At 60.9% G+C, this 19,133-nt stretch carries 15 protein-coding genes; 4 read left to right on the forward strand and 11 right to left on the reverse strand.

All coding sequences use genetic code 11. The annotated features are described in order from the left end of the window. Positions 1-4: 4 nt before the first annotated feature. Positions 5-658: an orotate phosphoribosyltransferase gene (gene pyrE, locus G5229_RS11105; RefSeq protein WP_139460235.1), complete on the reverse strand. Its 654-nt coding sequence runs from the start codon at positions 656-658 to the stop codon at positions 5-7. Between the two features lie 341 nt (positions 659-999). Next, positions 1,000-1,716, reverse strand: a complete 717-nt coding sequence (gene rph, locus G5229_RS11110; RefSeq protein ID WP_005339589.1) for a ribonuclease PH — start codon at positions 1,714-1,716, stop codon at positions 1,000-1,002. 147 nt (positions 1,717-1,863) lie between these two features. Between rph and G5229_RS11115 the strand changes: the two genes are divergently transcribed. Further along, the gene (locus tag G5229_RS11115; protein ID WP_005342032.1) at positions 1,864-2,727 is read left to right on the forward strand and encodes a YicC/YloC family endoribonuclease; all 864 of its coding nucleotides are present in this window, start codon (positions 1,864-1,866) and stop codon (positions 2,725-2,727) included. A 120-nt stretch (positions 2,728-2,847) separates the two neighbouring features. Here the strand turns inward: G5229_RS11115 and G5229_RS11120 are convergent, their stop codons facing one another. Then, entirely contained in the window at positions 2,848-3,753 is a 906-nt protein-coding gene (locus G5229_RS11120; protein WP_421209112.1) for a LysR substrate-binding domain-containing protein, read from the reverse strand. Positions 3,754-3,873: 120 nt separating this feature from the next. Between G5229_RS11120 and G5229_RS11125 the strand changes: the two genes are divergently transcribed. Then, a complete protein-coding gene (locus G5229_RS11125) occupies positions 3,874-5,001 on the forward strand; it encodes an S-(hydroxymethyl)glutathione dehydrogenase/class III alcohol dehydrogenase (RefSeq protein WP_005356101.1) in 1,128 nt (375 codons plus the stop codon). A gap of 48 nt (positions 5,002-5,049) precedes the next feature. Further along, positions 5,050-5,886 carry an S-formylglutathione hydrolase gene (gene fghA, locus G5229_RS11130; protein WP_421209113.1) on the forward strand — a complete coding sequence of 279 codons (837 nt, stop codon included), beginning with the start codon at positions 5,050-5,052 and terminating at the stop codon, positions 5,884-5,886. 50 nt (positions 5,887-5,936) lie between these two features. Here the strand turns inward: fghA and G5229_RS11135 are convergent, their stop codons facing one another. After that, positions 5,937-6,659 (reverse strand): head GIN domain-containing protein, encoded by a 723-nt coding sequence (locus G5229_RS11135; protein WP_421209114.1) that lies wholly within the window; start codon positions 6,657-6,659, stop codon positions 5,937-5,939. A 363-nt stretch (positions 6,660-7,022) separates the two neighbouring features. Between G5229_RS11135 and ovoA the strand changes: the two genes are divergently transcribed. Further along, a complete protein-coding gene (gene ovoA / locus G5229_RS11140) occupies positions 7,023-9,173 on the forward strand; it encodes a 5-histidylcysteine sulfoxide synthase (RefSeq protein WP_421209115.1) in 2,151 nt (716 codons plus the stop codon). Positions 9,174-9,252: 79 nt separating this feature from the next. Here ovoA and G5229_RS11145 read toward each other — a convergent pair whose 3' ends face one another. The 7 genes from G5229_RS11145 to ebgR form a co-directional block, all read right to left on the reverse strand. Further along, positions 9,253-10,203, reverse strand: a complete 951-nt coding sequence (locus G5229_RS11145) for a bile acid:sodium symporter family protein (RefSeq protein ID WP_058056266.1) — start codon at positions 10,201-10,203, stop codon at positions 9,253-9,255. A gap of 293 nt (positions 10,204-10,496) precedes the next feature. After that, complete coding sequence (locus G5229_RS11150) at positions 10,497-11,942, reverse strand: amino acid permease (protein WP_421209116.1); 1,446 nt, start codon at positions 11,940-11,942, stop codon at positions 10,497-10,499. A 166-nt stretch (positions 11,943-12,108) separates the two neighbouring features. Next, a complete protein-coding gene (locus tag G5229_RS11155) occupies positions 12,109-12,447 on the reverse strand; it encodes a tRNA-binding protein (protein WP_005342042.1) in 339 nt (112 codons plus the stop codon). 76 nt (positions 12,448-12,523) lie between these two features. Then, positions 12,524-13,969: an amino acid permease gene (locus G5229_RS11160; protein ID WP_073348617.1), complete on the reverse strand. Its 1,446-nt coding sequence runs from the start codon at positions 13,967-13,969 to the stop codon at positions 12,524-12,526. Between the two features lie 103 nt (positions 13,970-14,072). Beyond that, the gene (locus tag G5229_RS11165; protein ID WP_421209117.1) at positions 14,073-14,528 is read right to left on the reverse strand and encodes a beta-galactosidase subunit beta; all 456 of its coding nucleotides are present in this window, start codon (positions 14,526-14,528) and stop codon (positions 14,073-14,075) included. Further along, entirely contained in the window at positions 14,525-17,599 is a 3,075-nt protein-coding gene (gene ebgA / locus G5229_RS11170) for a beta-galactosidase subunit alpha (RefSeq protein ID WP_421209118.1), read from the reverse strand. The genes G5229_RS11165 and ebgA overlap by 4 nt, the downstream gene beginning before the upstream one ends. Positions 17,600-17,920: 321 nt before the next feature. Next, positions 17,921-18,886, reverse strand: a complete 966-nt coding sequence (gene ebgR / locus G5229_RS11175) for a transcriptional regulator EbgR (protein ID WP_005342046.1) — start codon at positions 18,884-18,886, stop codon at positions 17,921-17,923. Between the last annotated feature and the right edge of the window lie 247 nt (positions 18,887-19,133).

The following is a 19,133-nucleotide window of genomic DNA, read 5'->3' on the forward strand; positions in this document are numbered from 1 at the left end:
GAGCTCAGATACCGTACTGGGCGCGATAAGCCTTCATGGCCGCCAGTTGCGCCGCCAGCTCCGGCTGTTCGGCCTGCTTCTCTTCCAGATACTGGATCAAGTCGCTCATCTGGATGATGGCGATGATGTGAGCGCCGTAGTCACGCTCCACTTCCTGAATGGCGGAGAGTTCGCCCTTGCCCTTCTCCTGACGGTCCAGCGCGATCAGTACGCCAGCCAGCGAGGCGCCGTTGGCCTGGATCAGATCCATGGATTCGCGGATGGCAGTGCCGGCGGTGATGACGTCGTCCACCAGCATGACGCGCCCCTTGAGCGGGCTGCCCACCAGATTGCCGCCCTCGCCGTGATCCTTGGCCTCCTTGCGGTTGAAGCACCAGGGCACGTCCACATCGTGCTGCTCCACCAGCTGCACGGCGGTAGCGGAGGCGATGGGGATCCCCTTGTAGGCCGGGCCAAACAGCACATCAAACTCGATACCGGCATCCATCAGAGCGGCGGCATAGAAGCGGCCGAGACGGGCCAGATCGCGGCCGCTGTTGAACAGACCGGCGTTGAAGAAGTAGGGGCTTTTACGACCGGATTTCAGGGTAAATTCACCGAATTTGAGGACCTGTTTCTCCAGGGCGAACTCGATAAATTGACGCTGGTAGGCTTTCATTCTGGCTCCTTGCTTGGCTTGTCGTTGTCTTGTGTGGGGGTATAAAAAAACGCGGTCAATGCCGCGTTTGCAGGATCTGTTGACGCTTCGTCACAGCCGCGACGGAGTCGGTTTTTGCGCAGAACTAGGCATGAGATGCGAAGTTTGGTAATCCAAACGAGGCATCGAATAACGACGTTATGCACAAAAACAGACCCGTCCCTACGGGTTGCGTGGCAAAGGATGCCATGCGTTGTTGCAGGACTTGCCAAGGGAATAACCATTGGCGGCATCCTGCGCCTAGCCTGGCATCCTTTGACACTGCAACGCGACTTGTGCCGAAACATCAACAGGTCCTGGTATCAGGAGAGCGACTGCTTCTGCAGCGCAATGATGTCGGCGATGCCGCCCTTGGCGAGCGCCAGCATCTCCAGCAGCTCCTCATGGGTGAAGGGCTCGGCCTCCGCGGTGCCCTGCACCTCGATGATGCGACCATCTTCGGTCATCACCACGTTCATGTCGGTCTCGGCGGCGGAGTCTTCGATGTACTCCAGATCGCAGATGGCTTCACCCTGATACATACCGACGGAGACGGCGGCGATCATCTGCTTGAGCGGGCTCTGCTTGATCATGCCCTTCTCGACCATCCAGTTCAGCGCATCCACCAGCGCCACGCAGGCACCGGTAATGGAAGCGGTGCGGGTGCCGCCATCGGCTTGCAGCACGTCACAGTCAACTGTGATGGAGTGCTCGCCCAGCGCAGTCAGGTCTACCGCCGCGCGCAGGGAGCGGGCGATCAGACGGGAGATCTCCAGAGTGCGGCCACTCTGCTTGCCGGAGGCCGCTTCGCGGTTCATCCGGGAGTGGGTGGAGCGCGGCAGCATGCCGTATTCGGCAGTTACCCAGCCCTGATTCTTCCCTTTCAGGAAGCGCGGCACGCTGGTGTCAACGCTGGCGGTGCAGAGCACGCGAGTGTTACCGAACTCCACCAGCACTGAGCCTTCTGCATGTTTGGTGAAATTGCGGGTAATGGTAACTGGGCGAAGTTGCGCGGCACTGCGATCGCTTGGACGTGACATGGAACGGACCTCTGGGCTGGCTCAAATTGGCGTGGGATTATAAGTGATCCCGCCCCAAATATCAGCCGCTAAAACCACGGCATCGGCTGACGAGCAGGGCCGGGCTGAGTATACTGGCCGCACACTTTATCAAGCCCGGAACAATCAATGATTCACAGCATGACCGCCTACGCCCGCAAGGAATTCAAGGGCGACTGGGGCACAGCCGTTTGGGAAATTCGTTCGGTCAACCAGCGCTATCTGGAAACCTACATTCGCCTGCCGGAGCAACTGCGCAGCCTGGAACCGGTTCTGCGTGAGCGTTTCCGCGCCAAGCTGCAGCGCGGCAAGGTGGAGTGCAACCTGCGTTTCGAAGCCGCTCAGGCCGCTGCCAGCCAGCTCCACATCAATGAAGAGCTGGCCAAGCTGATCATCGACAGCGCCAGCTGGGTAATGAAAGAGGCGGGTCAGGGCCAGCTCAATCCGGTCGACGTGCTGCGCTGGCCGGGGGTCATGGCTGCCGCCGAGCAAGACATGGACGCGGTCGCCACCGAGCTGCTCGGCGGTTTTGACCAGACCATGGAAGATTTCCTCGCCTCCCGCGCCAGCGAAGGGGCCAACCTCAAGGCGCTGATCGAACAGCGTCTGGCCGGTATTCAGGTGGAAGTGAAGAAGGTGCGCGTCCACCTGCCGCAGATCATCGAGTGGCAGCGCCAGAAGCTCACCGACCGTCTGGCCGAAGCCAAGGTGGAGCTGGATCCGGCCCGCATCGAACAGGAGATCGTGCTGCTGGCCCAGAAGATCGACGTGGCCGAAGAGCTGGATCGTCTGGAGATGCACATCAGCGAGACCAACAAGATCATGAAGAAGGGTGGCGCCTGTGGCCGTCGCCTCGACTTCATGATGCAGGAGTTCAACCGCGAGTCGAACACGCTTGGCTCCAAGTCGATCAACGCCGAAGTGACCCAGTCCGCCGTCGAGCTGAAGGTCCTCATCGAGCAGATGCGCGAGCAAATTCAGAACATCGAGTGATGGGTCGCTGACTATCCGGTTGTTACCTGCAAAAGAGCCCTTGATTCCTCAAGGGCTCTTTTATTTTCAGGCCATCGCACCTGTCGCCCGCCGCCGGTGAGTCAACGGCTGGGGAGAGCCCTAGCCTATCGGCATCACCAGCGCCGGTTGGTGAGGGTCGCTCAGCCGCTCGGCCAGATAGTCCACCAGCAGCCGCACCTTGGGGGAGAGGTGGCGGTTTTGGGGATAGAGGGCCCAGATCCCCTCCGCCGGGGCACGCAGTTCAGGCAGCAACTCGATCAGCTCGCCTCGGGCCAGATGGTCGCTCACGTAGTAGTCCGGCAGCTGGATGATGCCGATCCCCTTGAGCGCCGCATCCAGCAGGGCATGGCCGCTGTTGCACTGCAACAATCCGTGCACCCGTACGCTATGGGGGCGACCATTCAGGGTGAAGTGCCACTCGTCACTGTTGCCCACCAGACAGGTGTGGCGGGTCAGCTCGGAGAGGCTGTTGGGCATGCCGTGGCGAGCGGTGTAAGCCGGTGAGGCGCAGACATAGGGCACCCGCTGCGCCAGCTTGCGCGCCACCAGCGTCGAATCCTTGAGGTGGCCGAGCCGCAGCGCCAGATCGTAGCCCTCATGCACCAAATCCAGCAGCTGGTTGGTGAGGTTGAGGGTCACCTCCAGCTGGGGGAAACGCACCATGAAGTCGTTCACCAGCGGGGCGATGCGGCTCTCGCCGTAGGAGACGGGGGCCGTGATGCGCAGCGTTCCTTGCGGCACCGCCTGATGGCGCCCCACCGCCAGCTCCGCCTCATAGAGGTTGTCCAGCAGCTGACGGCAGTGGCGATAGTAGATCTCGCCAAGCTCGGTCAACCGCACCTGACGGGTGGTACGCAGCAGCAGCTTGGCCTGCAGCCGATCTTCCAGCTGTGCCACCTGCCGGCTCACTTGCGCCACCGACACTCCCAGCTTGCGCGCCGCCGGGGTAAAACCCCCCTGCTCCGCCACGCTGACAAATTCACAGATCCCTTCCCAGCTGAACATTATTACCTGTGTGTAAAAGTGATTTGAGATTTGCCCTCATTATCACCAAATCGGCGGGAAACTACACTGAATGCCCGAACTCATCTCTGTTCACCCTGCTCAACAATAAGGACATCCGTCATGGCACAGGTTCAAAGCATCAAGTGTAAGGCCGCCATCGCCTGGGGCCCGGGCCAGCCCCTCTCCATCGAAGAGGTCGAGGTCATGCCGCCGCAAGCGGGCGAGGTGCGGGTGCGCATCGTCGCCACCGGCGTCTGCCACACCGATGCCTTCACTCTCTCCGGTGAGGATCCGGAAGGGGTCTTCCCCTGCATTCTCGGTCACGAGGGAGGCGGCATCGTCGAATCGGTCGGCGAAGGGGTCACCAGCGTCAAGGTGGGGGATCACGTGATCCCGCTCTATACCCCCGAGTGCGGCGAGTGCAAATTCTGCAAATCCGGCAAGACCAACCTCTGCCAGAAGATCCGCGCCACCCAGGGTAAGGGGCTGATGCCGGACGGCACCACCCGCTTCTCGAAAGATGGCCAGCCCATCTATCACTACATGGGCACCTCCACCTTCAGCGAATACACGGTACTGCCTGAGATCTCCATCGCCAAGGTAGACCCGGCCGCCCCGCTGGAAGAGGTCTGCCTGCTCGGTTGTGGCGTCACCACCGGCATCGGCGCCGTGATGAACACCGCCAAGGTGAAAGAGGGTGAGAGCGTCGCCATCTTCGGGCTGGGGGGCATCGGCCTCTCGGCGGTGATCGGCGCCCGTCTGGCCAAGGCTGGGCGCATCATCGCCATCGATATCAACGAGAGCAAATTCGAGCTGGCCCGCAAGCTGGGCGCCACCGACTGCATCAACCCGAACGATTACGACAAACCGATTCAGGAGGTGATCGTCGAGCTGACCGACGGCGGCGTCGACTTCTCCTTCGAGTGCATCGGCAACGTCAAGGTGATGCGCGCGGCGCTGGAGTGCTGCCACAAGGGCTGGGGCGAGTCGGTCATTATCGGCGTCGCCGGAGCGGGTCAGGAGATCAGCACCCGTCCGTTCCAGCTGGTGACCGGCCGGGTCTGGCGCGGCAGCGCCTTCGGCGGGGTTCGCGGTCGCAGCGAGCTGCCGAGCTATGTGCAGCGCTACATGCAGGGTGAGTTCCGCCTAGATGACTTCATCACCCACACCATGGGGCTTGAGCAGATCAACGAGGCGTTCGAGTTGATGCACCAAGGCAAGAGCATCCGCACCGTTATCCACTACTGAGCATGATCACCCCGCCCGCCATCGTGGGCGGGGTGCAGGAGTCCTTCGATGAATCTGGAGATTATCAGCAGCAACAAGAGCTTCGGCGGCTGGCACAAGCGCTATCGCCACCACGCCAGCGTGCTCGGCTGCGAGATGAATTTTGCCATCTATCTGCCGCCCCAGGCCCTCACCGGCCAGAAGGTGCCCGTGCTCTACTGGCTCAGCGGTCTCACCTGCAACGATGAGAACTTCATGCAGAAGGCGGGTGCCCAGCGTATCGCCGCCGAGCTTGGCATCGCCCTGGTGGCGCCGGACACCAGCCCCCGCGGCGACGGCGTGGCCGACGATCCCGGTTATGACCTCGGCATGGGCGCGGGCTTTTACGTCAATGCCAGCCAGAGCCCCTGGCAGGCGCACTACCAGATGTATGACTACGTCACCCGCGAACTGCCTGACTTGATAGAGACCCACTTCCCGGTCTCGACCCGCCGCGCCATCAGCGGCCACTCCATGGGCGGTCACGGAGCGCTGATCGCCGCGTTGCGGGAGCCCGGTCGCTACCGCTCGGTGTCGGCCTTCAGTCCGATCTGCCACCCGAGCCGCTGCCCCTGGGGCCAGAAGGCGCTCGGCGCCTACCTCGGCAGCAATCCGCTGTTGTGGCAGGAGTGGGATGCCTGCCAGCTGCTGCGCCACCAGCCGGTCACACCGCTGCCAACTCTGGTGGATGTGGGGCTGGATGATCCCTTCCTCGCCGAGCAGTTGCATATTGATGCGCTGGCCGAAGTGGCCGCCAGCAAGGGGTGGCCACTGGAGCTCAACCGCCACGAGGGCTATGACCACAGCTACTACTTCGTGGCGAGCTTTATCGAGGCGCACCTGCGCTTTCACGCCCGCCACCTCTGATCAACACAGGCCCGTTACGGGCCTGTTTCAGTTGTGGTGATCGGTTGATATCAACTGCCCGCGCGGGTCACGCCGCCGGAGCCTGCGATCTGCTGCTCCACCTTGGGATCACCACAGTAGGCGATGTTGCCTGAGCCGGCGATGCCGACTTTCAGCGTCTCCTGCGCCCGTACCGCCACATCACCGCTACCGGCGATATTGACCTCTACCTCCTTGCCGCGCATCTCGCTCCCGAGCACATCACCAGATCCGGCAATGTTCAGCTCGATGGCCTGTGCCGAACCGCTGCCCAGCTCCAGACTGCCGGTGCCAGCGATATTGCCTTCCAACCGTTTCAACTCCAGCTGACTGGCAACGATGTCACCGGTACCGGCCACTGACAGCACCAGCTCATCCCCCTTGAAGCCGTTCAGATCGCCGTTGCCGGTCCCGGCCAATGCCAGTTCGTTCAGCTCCGGTAAGGTGATGGTCAGCTCCAGCGGCTCGGTAGGATCGAGCCGGTAACCCTCCTTCACCTCGATCTCCAGCTTGTCACCGCTCTCGGTCAGCACCAGATAGGGCAGCAGGTTCTCCTGCCCCTTGATCAGGATACCGCGCGGCTCCCCCGCAACCAGATGGAGGGTGGCAGGCACCCCCGCCAGCACCCGGGTCACCCCGTTACCAAGCGCCTGCTGGCGCTCGACCACAGCTCCCGTTCCGGTCACTCTGGTCTGATCCAGCCAGTGACAACCACTGAGCCCTGCCATCAACATGACAACCATCATCCATTTCATCGCTACTCTCCTCCTTATGTGTTGGCCATCCAGGGCCAATTGGTTTTCATGCTCTGCAAAGCGTGAGCCAAAAATTAACCTAATGATTCAAAAGGAAATAACCATTTCAACCAGAACAGACAGAAGAATCAAGAGAGCCATTTAGACCATATTTTGGTGAAAATAACCATTCTCGAACGGATATGATTGTGGCTGATTGGCGGGTCGTCCTGCCGGTCACTATGCTGACAGCCCGTGGAAGTTTTTAATTGCCCTGCCGGTCTGTTGAGCCAATAGTGGTACTTCGTGCGTACCAAGCTCTCCATTGCGGTAATGTCATTACCACTGTCTTGTCAGTCTTCACTGCCAACAAGGAGTCAGAGCGTGACCCAAGCAAGCCCTCTCTATTCCACTGCCACCGGTCTGCCGGAGCCGACTCGCACCCCGCTGCTGACCGGCAGCGATCCCGAGCAGAAACGGCGCGAGCTGCTCGCCTACTTCTGTCAGACCTTCGATCTCTACGACTCGCTGTTCGACTGTCTGGCCGATGAGCGGGCCTGGTTCAACAAGGCGATCCCGCTGCGCCACCCGCTCATCTTCTACTACGGCCACACCGCCGCCTTCTTTATCAACAAGCTGCTGGCGGCGCGCCTGATCGATCAGCGGCTGGATGCCCGCATCGAGGCCATGGTTGCCATCGGGGTGGACGAGATGAGCTGGGACGATCTGGACGAGACCCACTACGACTGGCCCAAGGTCAGCGAGCTGCGCAGCTATCGGGCCAAAGTCCGTTCGCTGGTGGGTGATTTCATCCGCCAGATGCCGCTCACCCTGCCCATCGACTGGCAGAGCCCGGCCTGGGTGATCCTGATGGGGATAGAGCACGAGCGCATCCACCTCGAGACCTCCAGCGTGCTGATCCGCCAGTTGCCGCTCGCCTGGGTGCGACCGCAGCCTTATTGGCCCACCTGTACCGAAGCCCGCCACCGCATTGACCTAGTACCCGCCAACAGCCTGCTGCCGGTGGCCGGCGGCAAGGTGCGCCTTGGCAAGCAGGACGCCACCTACGGCTGGGACAACGAATATGGCGAGCGCCAGATCGAGCTGGCCCCGTTTCAGGCCAGCCGCATGCTGGTGAGCAATGCCGAGTACCTCGCCTTCGTCCAGGCGGGCGGCTACGACCAGCAACAGTGGTGGGATGAGGAGGGATGGGGCTGGTGCCAGTACGCCAGGGCGCAGATGCCCACCTTCTGGGTGGGTGACCCCGCCGAGCCCGAACAATTGCAGCTGCGGCTGATGACCGAGCAGGTCGCCATCCCCTGGGACTGGCCGGTCGAGGTGAATCAGCTGGAAGCGGCCGCCTTCTGTCGCTGGAAGGCGGCACAGACCGGACTCCCCATCCAGCTGCCGAGCGAGGCGGAGTGGATGCTGCTGCGCGAGCAGCTACCCGGCGATCAGCCGGACTGGACGGAGGCACCCGGCAATATCAATCTGGCCCGCTTCGCCTCCTCCTGCCCGGTGGATGCCTGCCCGCAAGGGGAGTTCTTCGATCTGGTGGGCAATGTCTGGCAGTGGACCAGCACCGCCATCGATGGCTTCGACGGCTTTAAAATCCACCCGCTCTACGACGACTTCTCCACCCCCACCTTTGATGGCAAGCACACCCTGATCAAGGGGGGCAGCTGGATCAGCACGGGCAACGAAGCGCTCAAATCATCCCGTTACGCCTTCCGGCGTCACTTCTTCCAGCATGCGGGTTTCCGCTATCTGGTCTCCCGTTATCAGGAACCCGTTATCGTGAATCCCTATGAAACCGACACGCTCGTCGCTCAGTACCTCGACTTCCAGTACGGCCCGAGCCACTTCGGGGTAGCCAACTACGCCAAGACGCTTGCTGATCTTGCTGGCGAGCTGTGCAGCAACCACCAGCGGGCACTGGATATCGGCTGTGCCACCGGCCGCGCCAGCTTCGAACTGGCCCGCCACTTCCAGCATGTGGACGGGGTGGACTACTCGGCCCGCTTCATCGATGTGGCGCTGGCCCTCGCCAGCCAAGACAGCTTCCGCTACGCCATTCCGCTGGAGGGTGAACTGGTGGAGTATTGCGAGGCGCGCCTGTCGTGCCACGGGCTGGGGGCGATTCAGGCGGAGCGCATCCACTTCAGTCAGGGGGATGCCTGCAACCTCAAGCCCAAATATGACCACTACGATCTGGTGCTCGCCTCCAACCTGATCGACCGGCTGCGGGAGCCCGCCCGCTTCCTGCGGGATATCGCCCCGCGGCTGCGCAGCGGTGGCCTGCTGGTGCTCACCAGCCCCTATACCTGGCTGGCGGAATATACCCCACCCGCCAACTGGCTCGGTGGCATTCGTGAAAACGGCGAGGCGCTCACCACCTATCAGGCGCTGCAACGGCTGCTGGCGGCGGAGTTCGAGGAGCACTGCTCGCCGCGGGATGTGCCTTTCGTCATCCGCGAGACCGCCCGCAAATACCAGCACACGGTGGCGCAGCTCACCGTCTGGCGCAAACGCTAGTCCGCCGATCTGCATGCAGATGAAAAGAGGGAGGCCAACGGGCCTCCCTCTTGTTATGACAGTCAAAACGGCGCGAGTATCAATGCCCCTGCTCGTGATAGCGGCGCGCCAGCACGGCGCAGACCATCAGCTGGATCTGGTGGAAGATCATCAGCGGCAAGACCATGACACCGACGCTGGCGGCCGGGAACATGACGTTGGCCATCGGCACCCCGTTGGCGAGACTCTTCTTCGAACCGCAAAAGACGATGGTGATCTCGTCCGCCTTGTCGAAGCCGAGGCGACGGCTGATCCAGACGTTCCAGCAGAGCACCAGCGCCAGCAAGACACAGCTCAGCAGCACGATACTGGCCAGATCGTACCAGCCTACTTGATGCCAAATCCCCTGCACCACCGCCTCGCTGAAGGCGACGTAGACCACCAGCAGGATGGAACTCTGATCCAGCTTGCCGATGAGCGGCCGATGGCTGTCGACCCAGCGGCCAATGAGCGGACGCGACAGGTGGCCCACCACGAACGGCAGCATCAGCTGCATCATGATGGACTGGATGGAGTGCCAGGTGTCGATCCCCTCCCCCTGCACGTGGATCATCATCCCCACCAGCACCGGCGAGAGGAAGATGCCGAGGATGCTGGAGGCCGAGGCGCTGCACACCGCCGCCGACACATTGCCCCCCGCCATCGAGGTAAAGGCGATGGCCGACTGCACGGTGGCAGGCAGGGCGCAGAGATAGAGGAAGCCGAGGTAGATGGCCGGGCTCAGCCAGCTCGGTACCAGCGGGGTGAGCAGCAGCCCGAGCAGCGGAAACAGCACGAAGGTGCTGAGCATCACCACCAGATGGAGCCGCCAGTGGCCGAGGCCTGCCAGCAGGTTCTGGCGCGACAGCTTGGCGCCATGCATGAAGAACAAGAGCGCCACCGCCAGCTTGGTCAGCAGACCGAACCAGACGGCTACCTGCCCCTCGCAGGGAAAGAGGGAGGCCAGAGTGACCACCGCAATCAGCACAACAGTAAAGGGATCCAGACGCACGAAAGGTCTCCATCAGAAGGGCATCCTGCAGCCATGGCGACAGTCAGGATTGGGGAGGACAAGAAACAGAGCGGGAGATGTCTGGCACCTCCCGCTAAAACGAACCTCCAGCTTACCCCGATAACGGAGAGGCGCAACGTTGTGCAGCGGTTAATTGTTCATCAATGCTTAACGCCTTTGCTTTGTCGAATAGCGGAAGTTGATGAGCCGCGGCCAGATAGCGCCAAACCGGCGCGAAATGGATAAAAAAACGGGCGACCCAGGCCGCCCGTCTCGTTTTTTCGCTCAGCCGATCAGCGCTGGCTGGCCAGCTGGCCGTTGCCGGTTTTCTTCTCATTGCCGGCGAGCTTGCGAGCCTGCCGCTTCTCGAAGCGGGAGATCCACCAGTAGGCCAGCGCCGAAAAGACCGCGGTCATAAAGACGTTGATGAAGAAGGCGCGCACCAGATCCACCCCGGCCGGGAAGGCGGAGGCGCTCATGCTCACCACGAAGATGGCGATCAGCACCGACACCACGCCCATCCCGAACTTGCGCGACCCCATGCGGAAGTCGCGGGGAGTGTCGTCATGTTTCCAGCGGAACACGAAGTAGGCCACCATGATGAAGATCGGCGGCAACATGGCAGTGCCGGCGGTGAGGTTGATGGCGGTGTTCATCATCTGCTGCACCGACTCGGAACCGAAGCCGTTGACCACCAGCATCGCGAACACGAAGACAAACTGCCACCAGGCGGCGCGCACCGGCACGCCGTGCTCGTTGAGCTGGGTGGTCTTCTCGCCGTAAACCCCCTGCGGGATCTCGGAGAAGTGGATCTTCACCGGCGCCGAGGTCCACATCATCATGGAGCCGAACATGGCGATGAACAGCACCACGCCGACGAAGCGGCCCACCAGCGCCTCGGAGAGACCGAAGTATTGCGCCATGCCGGTGAAGATCTCCACCATGCCGCCGGCATAGGTGAGGCTCTCGCGCGGCACGAACACGTTCACCAACAGGGAACCGACCGCATACATGGTGCCGATGACGATACCGGCGCTGATGATCACCTTGATGAAGGACTTCTGGCCGCCCTTCACGTCATTGAGGTAGGCCGCTGCGGTCTCGGCACCACCCGCCGCCTGGAAGATCCAGCACATGATGCCGAGGGTCGCCCAGTTGACGGTAGGGGTCATCGCCTCCAGCGTGATGGGCTGGGCCGGTACATGATCGCCACTCAAAGCCATCAGGGCGCCCAGCACATAGATGGCGAACAGGGCAAAGACGCCGTAGGCCACTATTTCGGCAATCTTGCCGAGCCAGCTCGCCCCCTTGGTCGAGATGTGGGTCGCCGCTGCAAACAGCACGATGGAGATGATCGAGGTGACCATGGGCGAGAAGCTGTACTCATAGCCCAGCATGGCGTAGGAGGCGTAGGCGATGACGTTGGGCAGCAATGAGACGAACCAGAACAGGTTCACGAACCAGTAGAGAAACGAGCCCAGATAGGCCATCCGGGTGCCGAGCGGTTTTTTAAGCCAGTCGTACATCCCCGACTCGGAGTTTTTATTGGCCGAAACGAACTCGGCAATGATGAAAACGAACGGGATGAAGTAGACGATGGTCGCCAGCAGGAAGATGGGGGCTGAGCTGAGCCCCAGCTCGATGTTGTTGTTGACGATGTTGCGCACGTTGAACACGGCGGCAAAGGTCATCGACAACAGGGCAAACTTGCCTATGGTGCCGCGTACGGATTCAGACATGGTGTCCTCCAGTGGACTTGCGCTCCCTGCGGGTAACGCTGTGACTCTGTGATGTGTTTGGCAAGGGTCTGTCGGCCCCGCGCTTTACTCTCTTGTTATGATCGGGCCGCGTGGACGGCCTCGTTGCTGAACCGGTACCGTCTCCCGCACCGGCTCGCAATACCATTCAGACGATCGGAGTGCCCGGCGCCATCGGCACCCGCGGCTGCAGCAGCACGCTCTGGCTCTCGTCCGGGGTCTCGGCGCAGAGCAACATGCACTCGGATCGCTCGCCGCGCATTTTGGTGGGCTTGAGGTTGGTCAGTACCACCACCTCGCTGCCCATCAGCTCCTCTTCGCTGTAGTAGGGCACCAGACTGGTGACGGTCTGCAGCGGCCGCTCGCCACCCACGTCGATCTGGACGATGTAGAGTTTGTCGGCCCCGGGGTGACGCACCACCTCCAGCACCTTGCCCACCTTCATCTCGACCCGTTTGAATTCGGCAAACTCGATCGTCTCGCTCATGCTCTTTTCCTTTTCTGGTTCAACGGTTTGCGGGTGGCCAACGGCCACCCGGTTTGATTGGGATTCAATGCAGTGCCTATGGCGTCTGCATGGCAACCTGCGCTGTCGGCTGGGCCTCTTTCGCGCGCGCTTCGGCGCTGAGGGAGGCCTCGTATCTGTTGTATTTCCACCAGGCGAAGCCGAGGAAGATCACGATCCCGCCGACGTTGTAGAAGATGATGGTCATGATGTCGGCACCGGTCGGGAAGGTGGAGGCGAGGAAGCCCACCGAGAAGATGGCGATCAGCACCGAGACCACGGCGATGCCGGTGGTACGCGAACCCATCTTGAACTCCCGCGGCAGGTGGTCGAGCTTCAGGCGCAGATTGAGGTAGGCCAGCATGATGAACAGCGGCGGCAGCATGGAGGCGGCGGCGGTCATGTTGATGACGGTGTTCATCAGATCCTGCGCGGTGTTGGAGCCCAGGGTCGGGATCACCATCAGCGGCAGCACGATGAGGTACTGGATCCAGGCTGCACGGGCGGGCACGCCGTTCTCGTTCAGCTCGACCGTCTTCTTGCCGAAGATGCCGGCCGGGATTTCGGAGAAGAAGATCTTCACCGGGGTCGCCGTCCACATCAGCAGGGAGCCGAACATGGCGGTGAAGGAGACCAGCCCGACGAAGCGGTTCATCAGGATCTCCGGCAGGCCGAAGTAGGCCGCCAGCCCCTCAAATACCTGCACCGAGCCGCCGGTATATTTCAGGGTGCCGCTCGGCACGAACACGTTGATCAACAGCGAGGCGATGGAGTAGAGCACCCCGATAAAGATCCCGGCGATGATGATCACTTTCACGAAGGACTTGGAGCCCCCTTTCACGTCATTGACATAGACCGCCACCGACTCGGCGCCACCGGCCGCCATAAAGATCCAGGTGGTGATGCCGAGGAAGGCCCAGCTGAAATCGGGGACCATGGCCTCGACCGTGATGGGGTCAGCCGGCTGCACGCCGCCCACCAGTGCCGCACCCGCCAGCAGGATGTAGGAGAGGGTCAGCAGCAGCATCAGGGACGAGGTCACCGAGGTGATGGGACCGAGCATCTTGGCACCGTTGGTAGAGACGTAGGTGGCAAAGGCAAACAGCACCATGCTCAATGCCGTGGTCGCCACCGGTGTGAGAATGTACTCGTAGCCGAGAAAGGCATAGGAGGCGTAGGCGATAACCCGCGGCAGCAGCGAGGTGAAGAAGAACAGGTTCACGAACCAGTAGGTGTAGGCGGAGATAAAGGCCCAGCGACCGCCGAGGGAGCTCTTCACCCAGGCATACACCCCTGCTTCGGAGTTTTTGTTCAGTGATACGAACTCCGCAATGATGAGGCAGAACGGAATGAAGTAAAAAATGGTGGCCAGAAAGAACATCGGGGCCGAGGCCAGACCGATCTCGATGTTGTTGTTGATGACGTTGTTGAAGCTGAATACCGCCGCGAAGGTGAGCGACAGCAGACCAAACTTGCCTATCGTATTGCGTTTGGAATCAGACATGGTGCATCTCCAGACCTGTAGTTATTGCCGCGAAAGGGCGGGGCATGATTTGTAGGGTGAGCCCCGCCCTTCCGGCTTTTATCAGTGCAGAACCGGCGGCTTGTTATTTGTTCTTGAAGTAGCCGCCTTCGACGGTGACCTTGATGATCACCTTGCGCACCTGGCTGTCGCCGACGAATCGGTAGGCCTCGTCGTTCTCGAAGATCACCACCTGCCCGTTGCCCACCTGCTGGCGCTCACGCACCTCACCGGCCAGCCACTCGCGGTCTGTGGTGTCGTCATAGGCCTGCTCGACCGCCAGCTCCGATTTGGGGGCCCACTCCACCGTCTCTGCTCCTTCCAGGTAGTAGTGAACGTCGAAGTAGCGGCGCTGCCCCTCGAACAGTGAGGTGGCCGGGCTGGCCCCTTCCTGCAAGCGGTAGGTGAGGGAGTCACCGATGGAGTGGCAGATACCGGGTTTGAGGTTGGCCAGGTTGTTGATGGCCTCCACGCAGCGGCCCCACTTCTTGCCCTCCCGGTAGATGTTTTTGAACAGGGTCAGGTTGTCCAGGGTGATCATGCGAGGTTCCTCCCGCCGTTGATGGTGAGATCGAGCCCGGCCAGCGCAGCCGGATTGAGGTTGCCACGGGCGATGGGCAGCAGGGTCAGGCCGAAGCTGAACGGCTCGAAGCGCACCCGCCAGGAGTCCAGCACCTCGGAGCCCCAGGAGTTGGAACCCAGTCCCAGCACCTTGTGATCCAGATTGAGGGTGAGATAACCGCTCGGTTCCAGCTCGTTGATGTGCTGCGCCGCGTGGATATGCTCCCAGCTGTAGGGCCAGACGCTCAGGTTGATGGGGGCATCAGGCCGCACGTAGAGACCGGCGCCGTGGCGGTTGGTCAGGGTCGCCCAGCGCACCTGCTGGCGGTTGCCGTTATCCTGCGGGAAGGGGTAGTGCTCCCACATCTCGCTGACTGTGCTCTGGAAGCTGTCGATCCAGTTGCTCTGGCGGCTGTCCTGATAGTTCTCCCCCGGGCCCATGCCGTAGTAGTGCACCCGGTCGAGATCCTGACGAATGCCCAGCTCGAAGCCGATCTTGGGGATGATGTCGTCATAACCGCCATAGGGCTGACCGGACAGCGCAACGTGCAGCTGACCGTTCGGGCTCAGGGTGTAGACGTAGCGGCAGCGCATGCCGAAGTCGAACACCGGCGGCGCGATCAGGCTCTCGACCGTCACCTCGACCGCCTCGCCCAGCTGACGCCAGCTTAAGGTGCGGAAGTGCTCCTGCATGATCTGCAGGTGGTTCGGGTGCCACAGGCTCTCGTACTCCTGCTTGTGGTTGTCGATCATCGGCTTGAAGAAGGTGAGACGCGGCGCCCGCTCGATAAGCTCATTGCCATCTTGCTGCCAGCTCACCAGCTTGCCATCGAGGCGCGAGAAGCGCAGGGCGAAGCCGCTGCCGCTCAAGGTCAGGTCAAGGCGCTCATCGGCAATCTGCAACGGAGTGGCGTTGGGGTTGGCAAAGAGCTGCAGCTGGCGAGTCGACTCTTTCAGCTGGAACTGGTACTGGCCCAGCTCGTGCTCCGCCGCGCTGTAGCGGGTGGCAGTGGCCTTGATGACCCGCAGCTGGGCAAAGGTTTCCCGCCCATCGAGGGATGGCAGCTCGAGCTGCAACTCGGTGGTGGCACCGGGGGCAACCCCTTCCAGCCGGATTTGCTGGCTGGCCAGCAGCTCGCCCTCGGCCTTCACCTCGACCAGTAGACGGATATCGTCGAGAGTGGAGAACCAGTAGCGGTTTTCCACCGCCAGCTTGCCGCTCGCCAGATCCAGCGCCCGCACCTTGACAGGGCAGATCACCTGCTTGTATTCGCGCAGGCCCGGCCCCGGGGTCTGATCCGGATAGATGAGGCCATCCATGCAGAAGTTGTAGTTGTTGGGGTAGTCGCCGTAGTCGCCGCCGTACTTGTAGACCGGGCGGCCCTGCTCGTCCTGATCCAGAATGCCGTGATCGCACCACTCCCAGATGTAGTGGCCCTGAATGTGGGGATGACGGTCGAACACCTGCTGGTATTCGCTCAGGCCACCCGGGCCGTTGCCCATGGCGTGGGCGTATTCGCAGAGGATGCGTGGCTTCTCCATCGGGAACTCGCCGAAGCAGTTCATCTGGGAGACACGGGAATACATGGTACTCACCACATCCACCACCTCGGCATCGCGATCCTCTTCGTAGTGCACCAGCCTGGTCGGGTCGATCGCCTTGCAGCGCTGGTACATGGCTCTGATGTTGCAGCCGTAGCCTGACTCGTTACCGAGCGACCAGATGATGATGGAGGGGTGGTTCTTCTGGGCATGAACATGGCGCTCGATGCGATCCACGAACACCGGCTCCCAGAAGGGGTCGTCGGTGATGCGGCTGAGATCGCCGACGTTGGCAAAACCGTGGGTCTCCACGTCGGTCTCCGCCATCACAAACAGACCGTACTGGTCGCACAGCTCGTAGAAGCGCGGGTCGTTCGGGTAGTGGGCGGTGCGCACCGAGTTGAGGTTGTGCTGCTTCATCAGCACGATATCGCGTTCAACACGGTCCATGCCGACCGCGCGGCTCTTGAGGTGATCGTTGTCGTGACGGTTCACCCCGTGCAGCTTGAGGTAGTGGCCGTTGACGTAGAAGAGGCCATCCTTGACCTTGATTTCACGCACCCCGACTCGCTGCGGGATCACTTCCAGCAGCTCGCCCTGACCGTTGTAGAGGGAGAGTTGCAGCTGATAGAGGTAAGGATCTTCGGCACTCCAGAGATGGGGGTTGGCCAGATCCAGCGTGAAGCGGCAATCACACTTGCCGTCGATGGCGAGATGGTCGAGCGAGCCACTGGCGATCTCGCTGCCCTGATCCAGCAGCGACCAGACTAGGCGGTGATCACGGGCAGGCGCCCCCAGATTTTCCAGCTGGATATCGCAGCTCAGGGTAGCGCTTTGATTGTCATCCGCCAGCGCGGTGCGGATGAAGAAATCCTGCACATGGGCGGCCGGTTTGCCCACCAGATAGACGTCGCGGAAGATCCCCGCCATCCACCACATGTCCTGATCTTCGATGTAAGTGGAGTCAGCCCACTGCATCACCCGCACTGACAGCAGGTTCTCGCCAATGTTGGCGTAGGCACTGATATCGAACTCGGCGGTGAGGCGGCTCCCCTTGCTGAAGCCAACGTAGTGGCCGTTCACATAGACCTCGAAGTAGGTCTCCACCCCATCAAACTTGATGATCACCTGCTCGCCGTCCCAGGCCGGGCTCAGCGTGAAGCTGCGCTGATAGGCACCGGTGGGGTTGTTGGTCGGCACGAAGGGCACGTCGATGGGGAAGGGAAAACCTTCGTCGGTGTACTGCAGCTGGCCATGCCCTTCCATCTGCCACATGTTGGGCACGGTGATCTGGCCCCATTCGTTCATGGGGCTGTGATAGAAGGCCTCCGGCACCTGCAGGGGGTGGTCGAAGTAGTGGAACTGCCACTGGCCGCCAAGGCTCAGAAAACGGCGGCTCAGCTCGCGCTGCATGGTGGCCGCCAGCGCGTGGTCGGCATAAGAGAAGAAGTAGGCGCGCGGGGCCAGCCTGTTTTCACCAACAAATTGGACGTTTTCCCAGTTATTCACATGTCCTCCCGGAACAAGGCAACTTTGACTGGGTAAACTCTAGATAAAAATTTACTAAATATCAGCTTTGAATTGGTAAAGTTTTAACCTGATCACAATGAACAGATGGTTTTGTGAGCGAGATCAGAAGCGGGAGATAAAGGAGGGCAAGATATGGATGAGTGGCATAGATGTTGATAGTAGCTGGCTGTTCTGCAATAAAATCAACTATAAAACAATATGATATGAAGTTACTGGATGATATGGGAAAGAGGTTTGCTTGGGAGAGGTGTCGCACCACCACAAGATGGCGCGACTAAAAAGCAGAGTATTTTACTAAAATCAGCGAGTGGTGCCGCGCAGGGTCAGCTTGCTCGGTACCAGCACCCGGAGTGGAATATCCCGCTCGTCACGCAGCCGCTCAACCAGCAAATTGACCCCCTGGGAGCCCATCAACTCGGAGTGGATCCGCACCGTTGAGAGCGGCGGGAAGGTGAACTTGGCGGTCGGAATATCGTTGACGCTGATAAGCTCGATCTGCTGGGGAATCGCCAATCCCTTCTCATGAATGGCACGCAGCACACCGATGGCGATGGAGTCGGAGGCGACGAACAGCGCCTTGGGCCAGTCGCCGGCCAGCATCTCCTTCGCCAACTGGTAGCCGGAAGCGCTGGAGAAGTCGCCACGATAGAGATCGCTCTCCTGCACCACCCCCAGCCGCTGGCCATAATCCCGGAAAGCCAGTTCACGCAGGTCCGGATTCTCATCCTGGCCACCGATATAACCGATACGCTGGTGCCCCTGCGCAATAAAGTAATCGACGACCTGCTGGCTGATCAGGGCGAGATCCACATCGACCGAGTCAAACTCTCCCTGTGAACGGCAGTCGACAAACACCAGCTGGCTGGAACAAGCCCTGAGCTGGACGAGACGCTCGGCTGTGAGGGTACCGACCACCAGAATGCCATCCACGGCGCTCAGTTCGCGCCCTTCACCGCAGTTGTAGAGATGGGTCAGTTCGATATTGAGGCGGGCACTCTGGGTCTCGATGCCATAACGGATAGCGAGATAGTAAGGGTCGTTGACCTCGGTACTCTGGGGATAGGCATAGACCACCAGAAAGTGCAGCTTGCTCTTGTGCACCCCCTTTCGGGCGCTGCTGGTCTTGTACTCAAGCCGTTCGGCAATCTCGAAGATCCGCTGCTTGGTCTCTTCCTTGACGCTCAGGCTGGGATCCTCGTTCAGTACCCGGGATACCGTGGCGAGAGAAACCCCCGCTTCCTGTGCAATTTCCTTCAACGTAGCCATCAATACCTCGCTGGCAGCATCACGTGTTAATCGGCAACGGCTAAAGAGTAACGGGCAATCCCTTGATAGCCCAGCACTTTTACTAAAATGCCGGCGGCAGTGCAGTTTTTGGAAGACAGAAATGCAAAAAGGCCTCCCGAATGGGAGGCCTCTTCTAAATAGGTGCCTGACAGTGTCCTACTCTCGCATGGCGAATGCCACACTACCATCGGCGCTACCGCGTTTCACTTCTGAGTTCGGCATGGGA

The sequence above is a fragment of the Aeromonas sp. 602396 genome (assembly GCF_049173735.1).
Taxonomy (GTDB): Bacteria; Pseudomonadota; Gammaproteobacteria; order Enterobacterales; family Aeromonadaceae; genus Aeromonas; species Aeromonas veronii_A.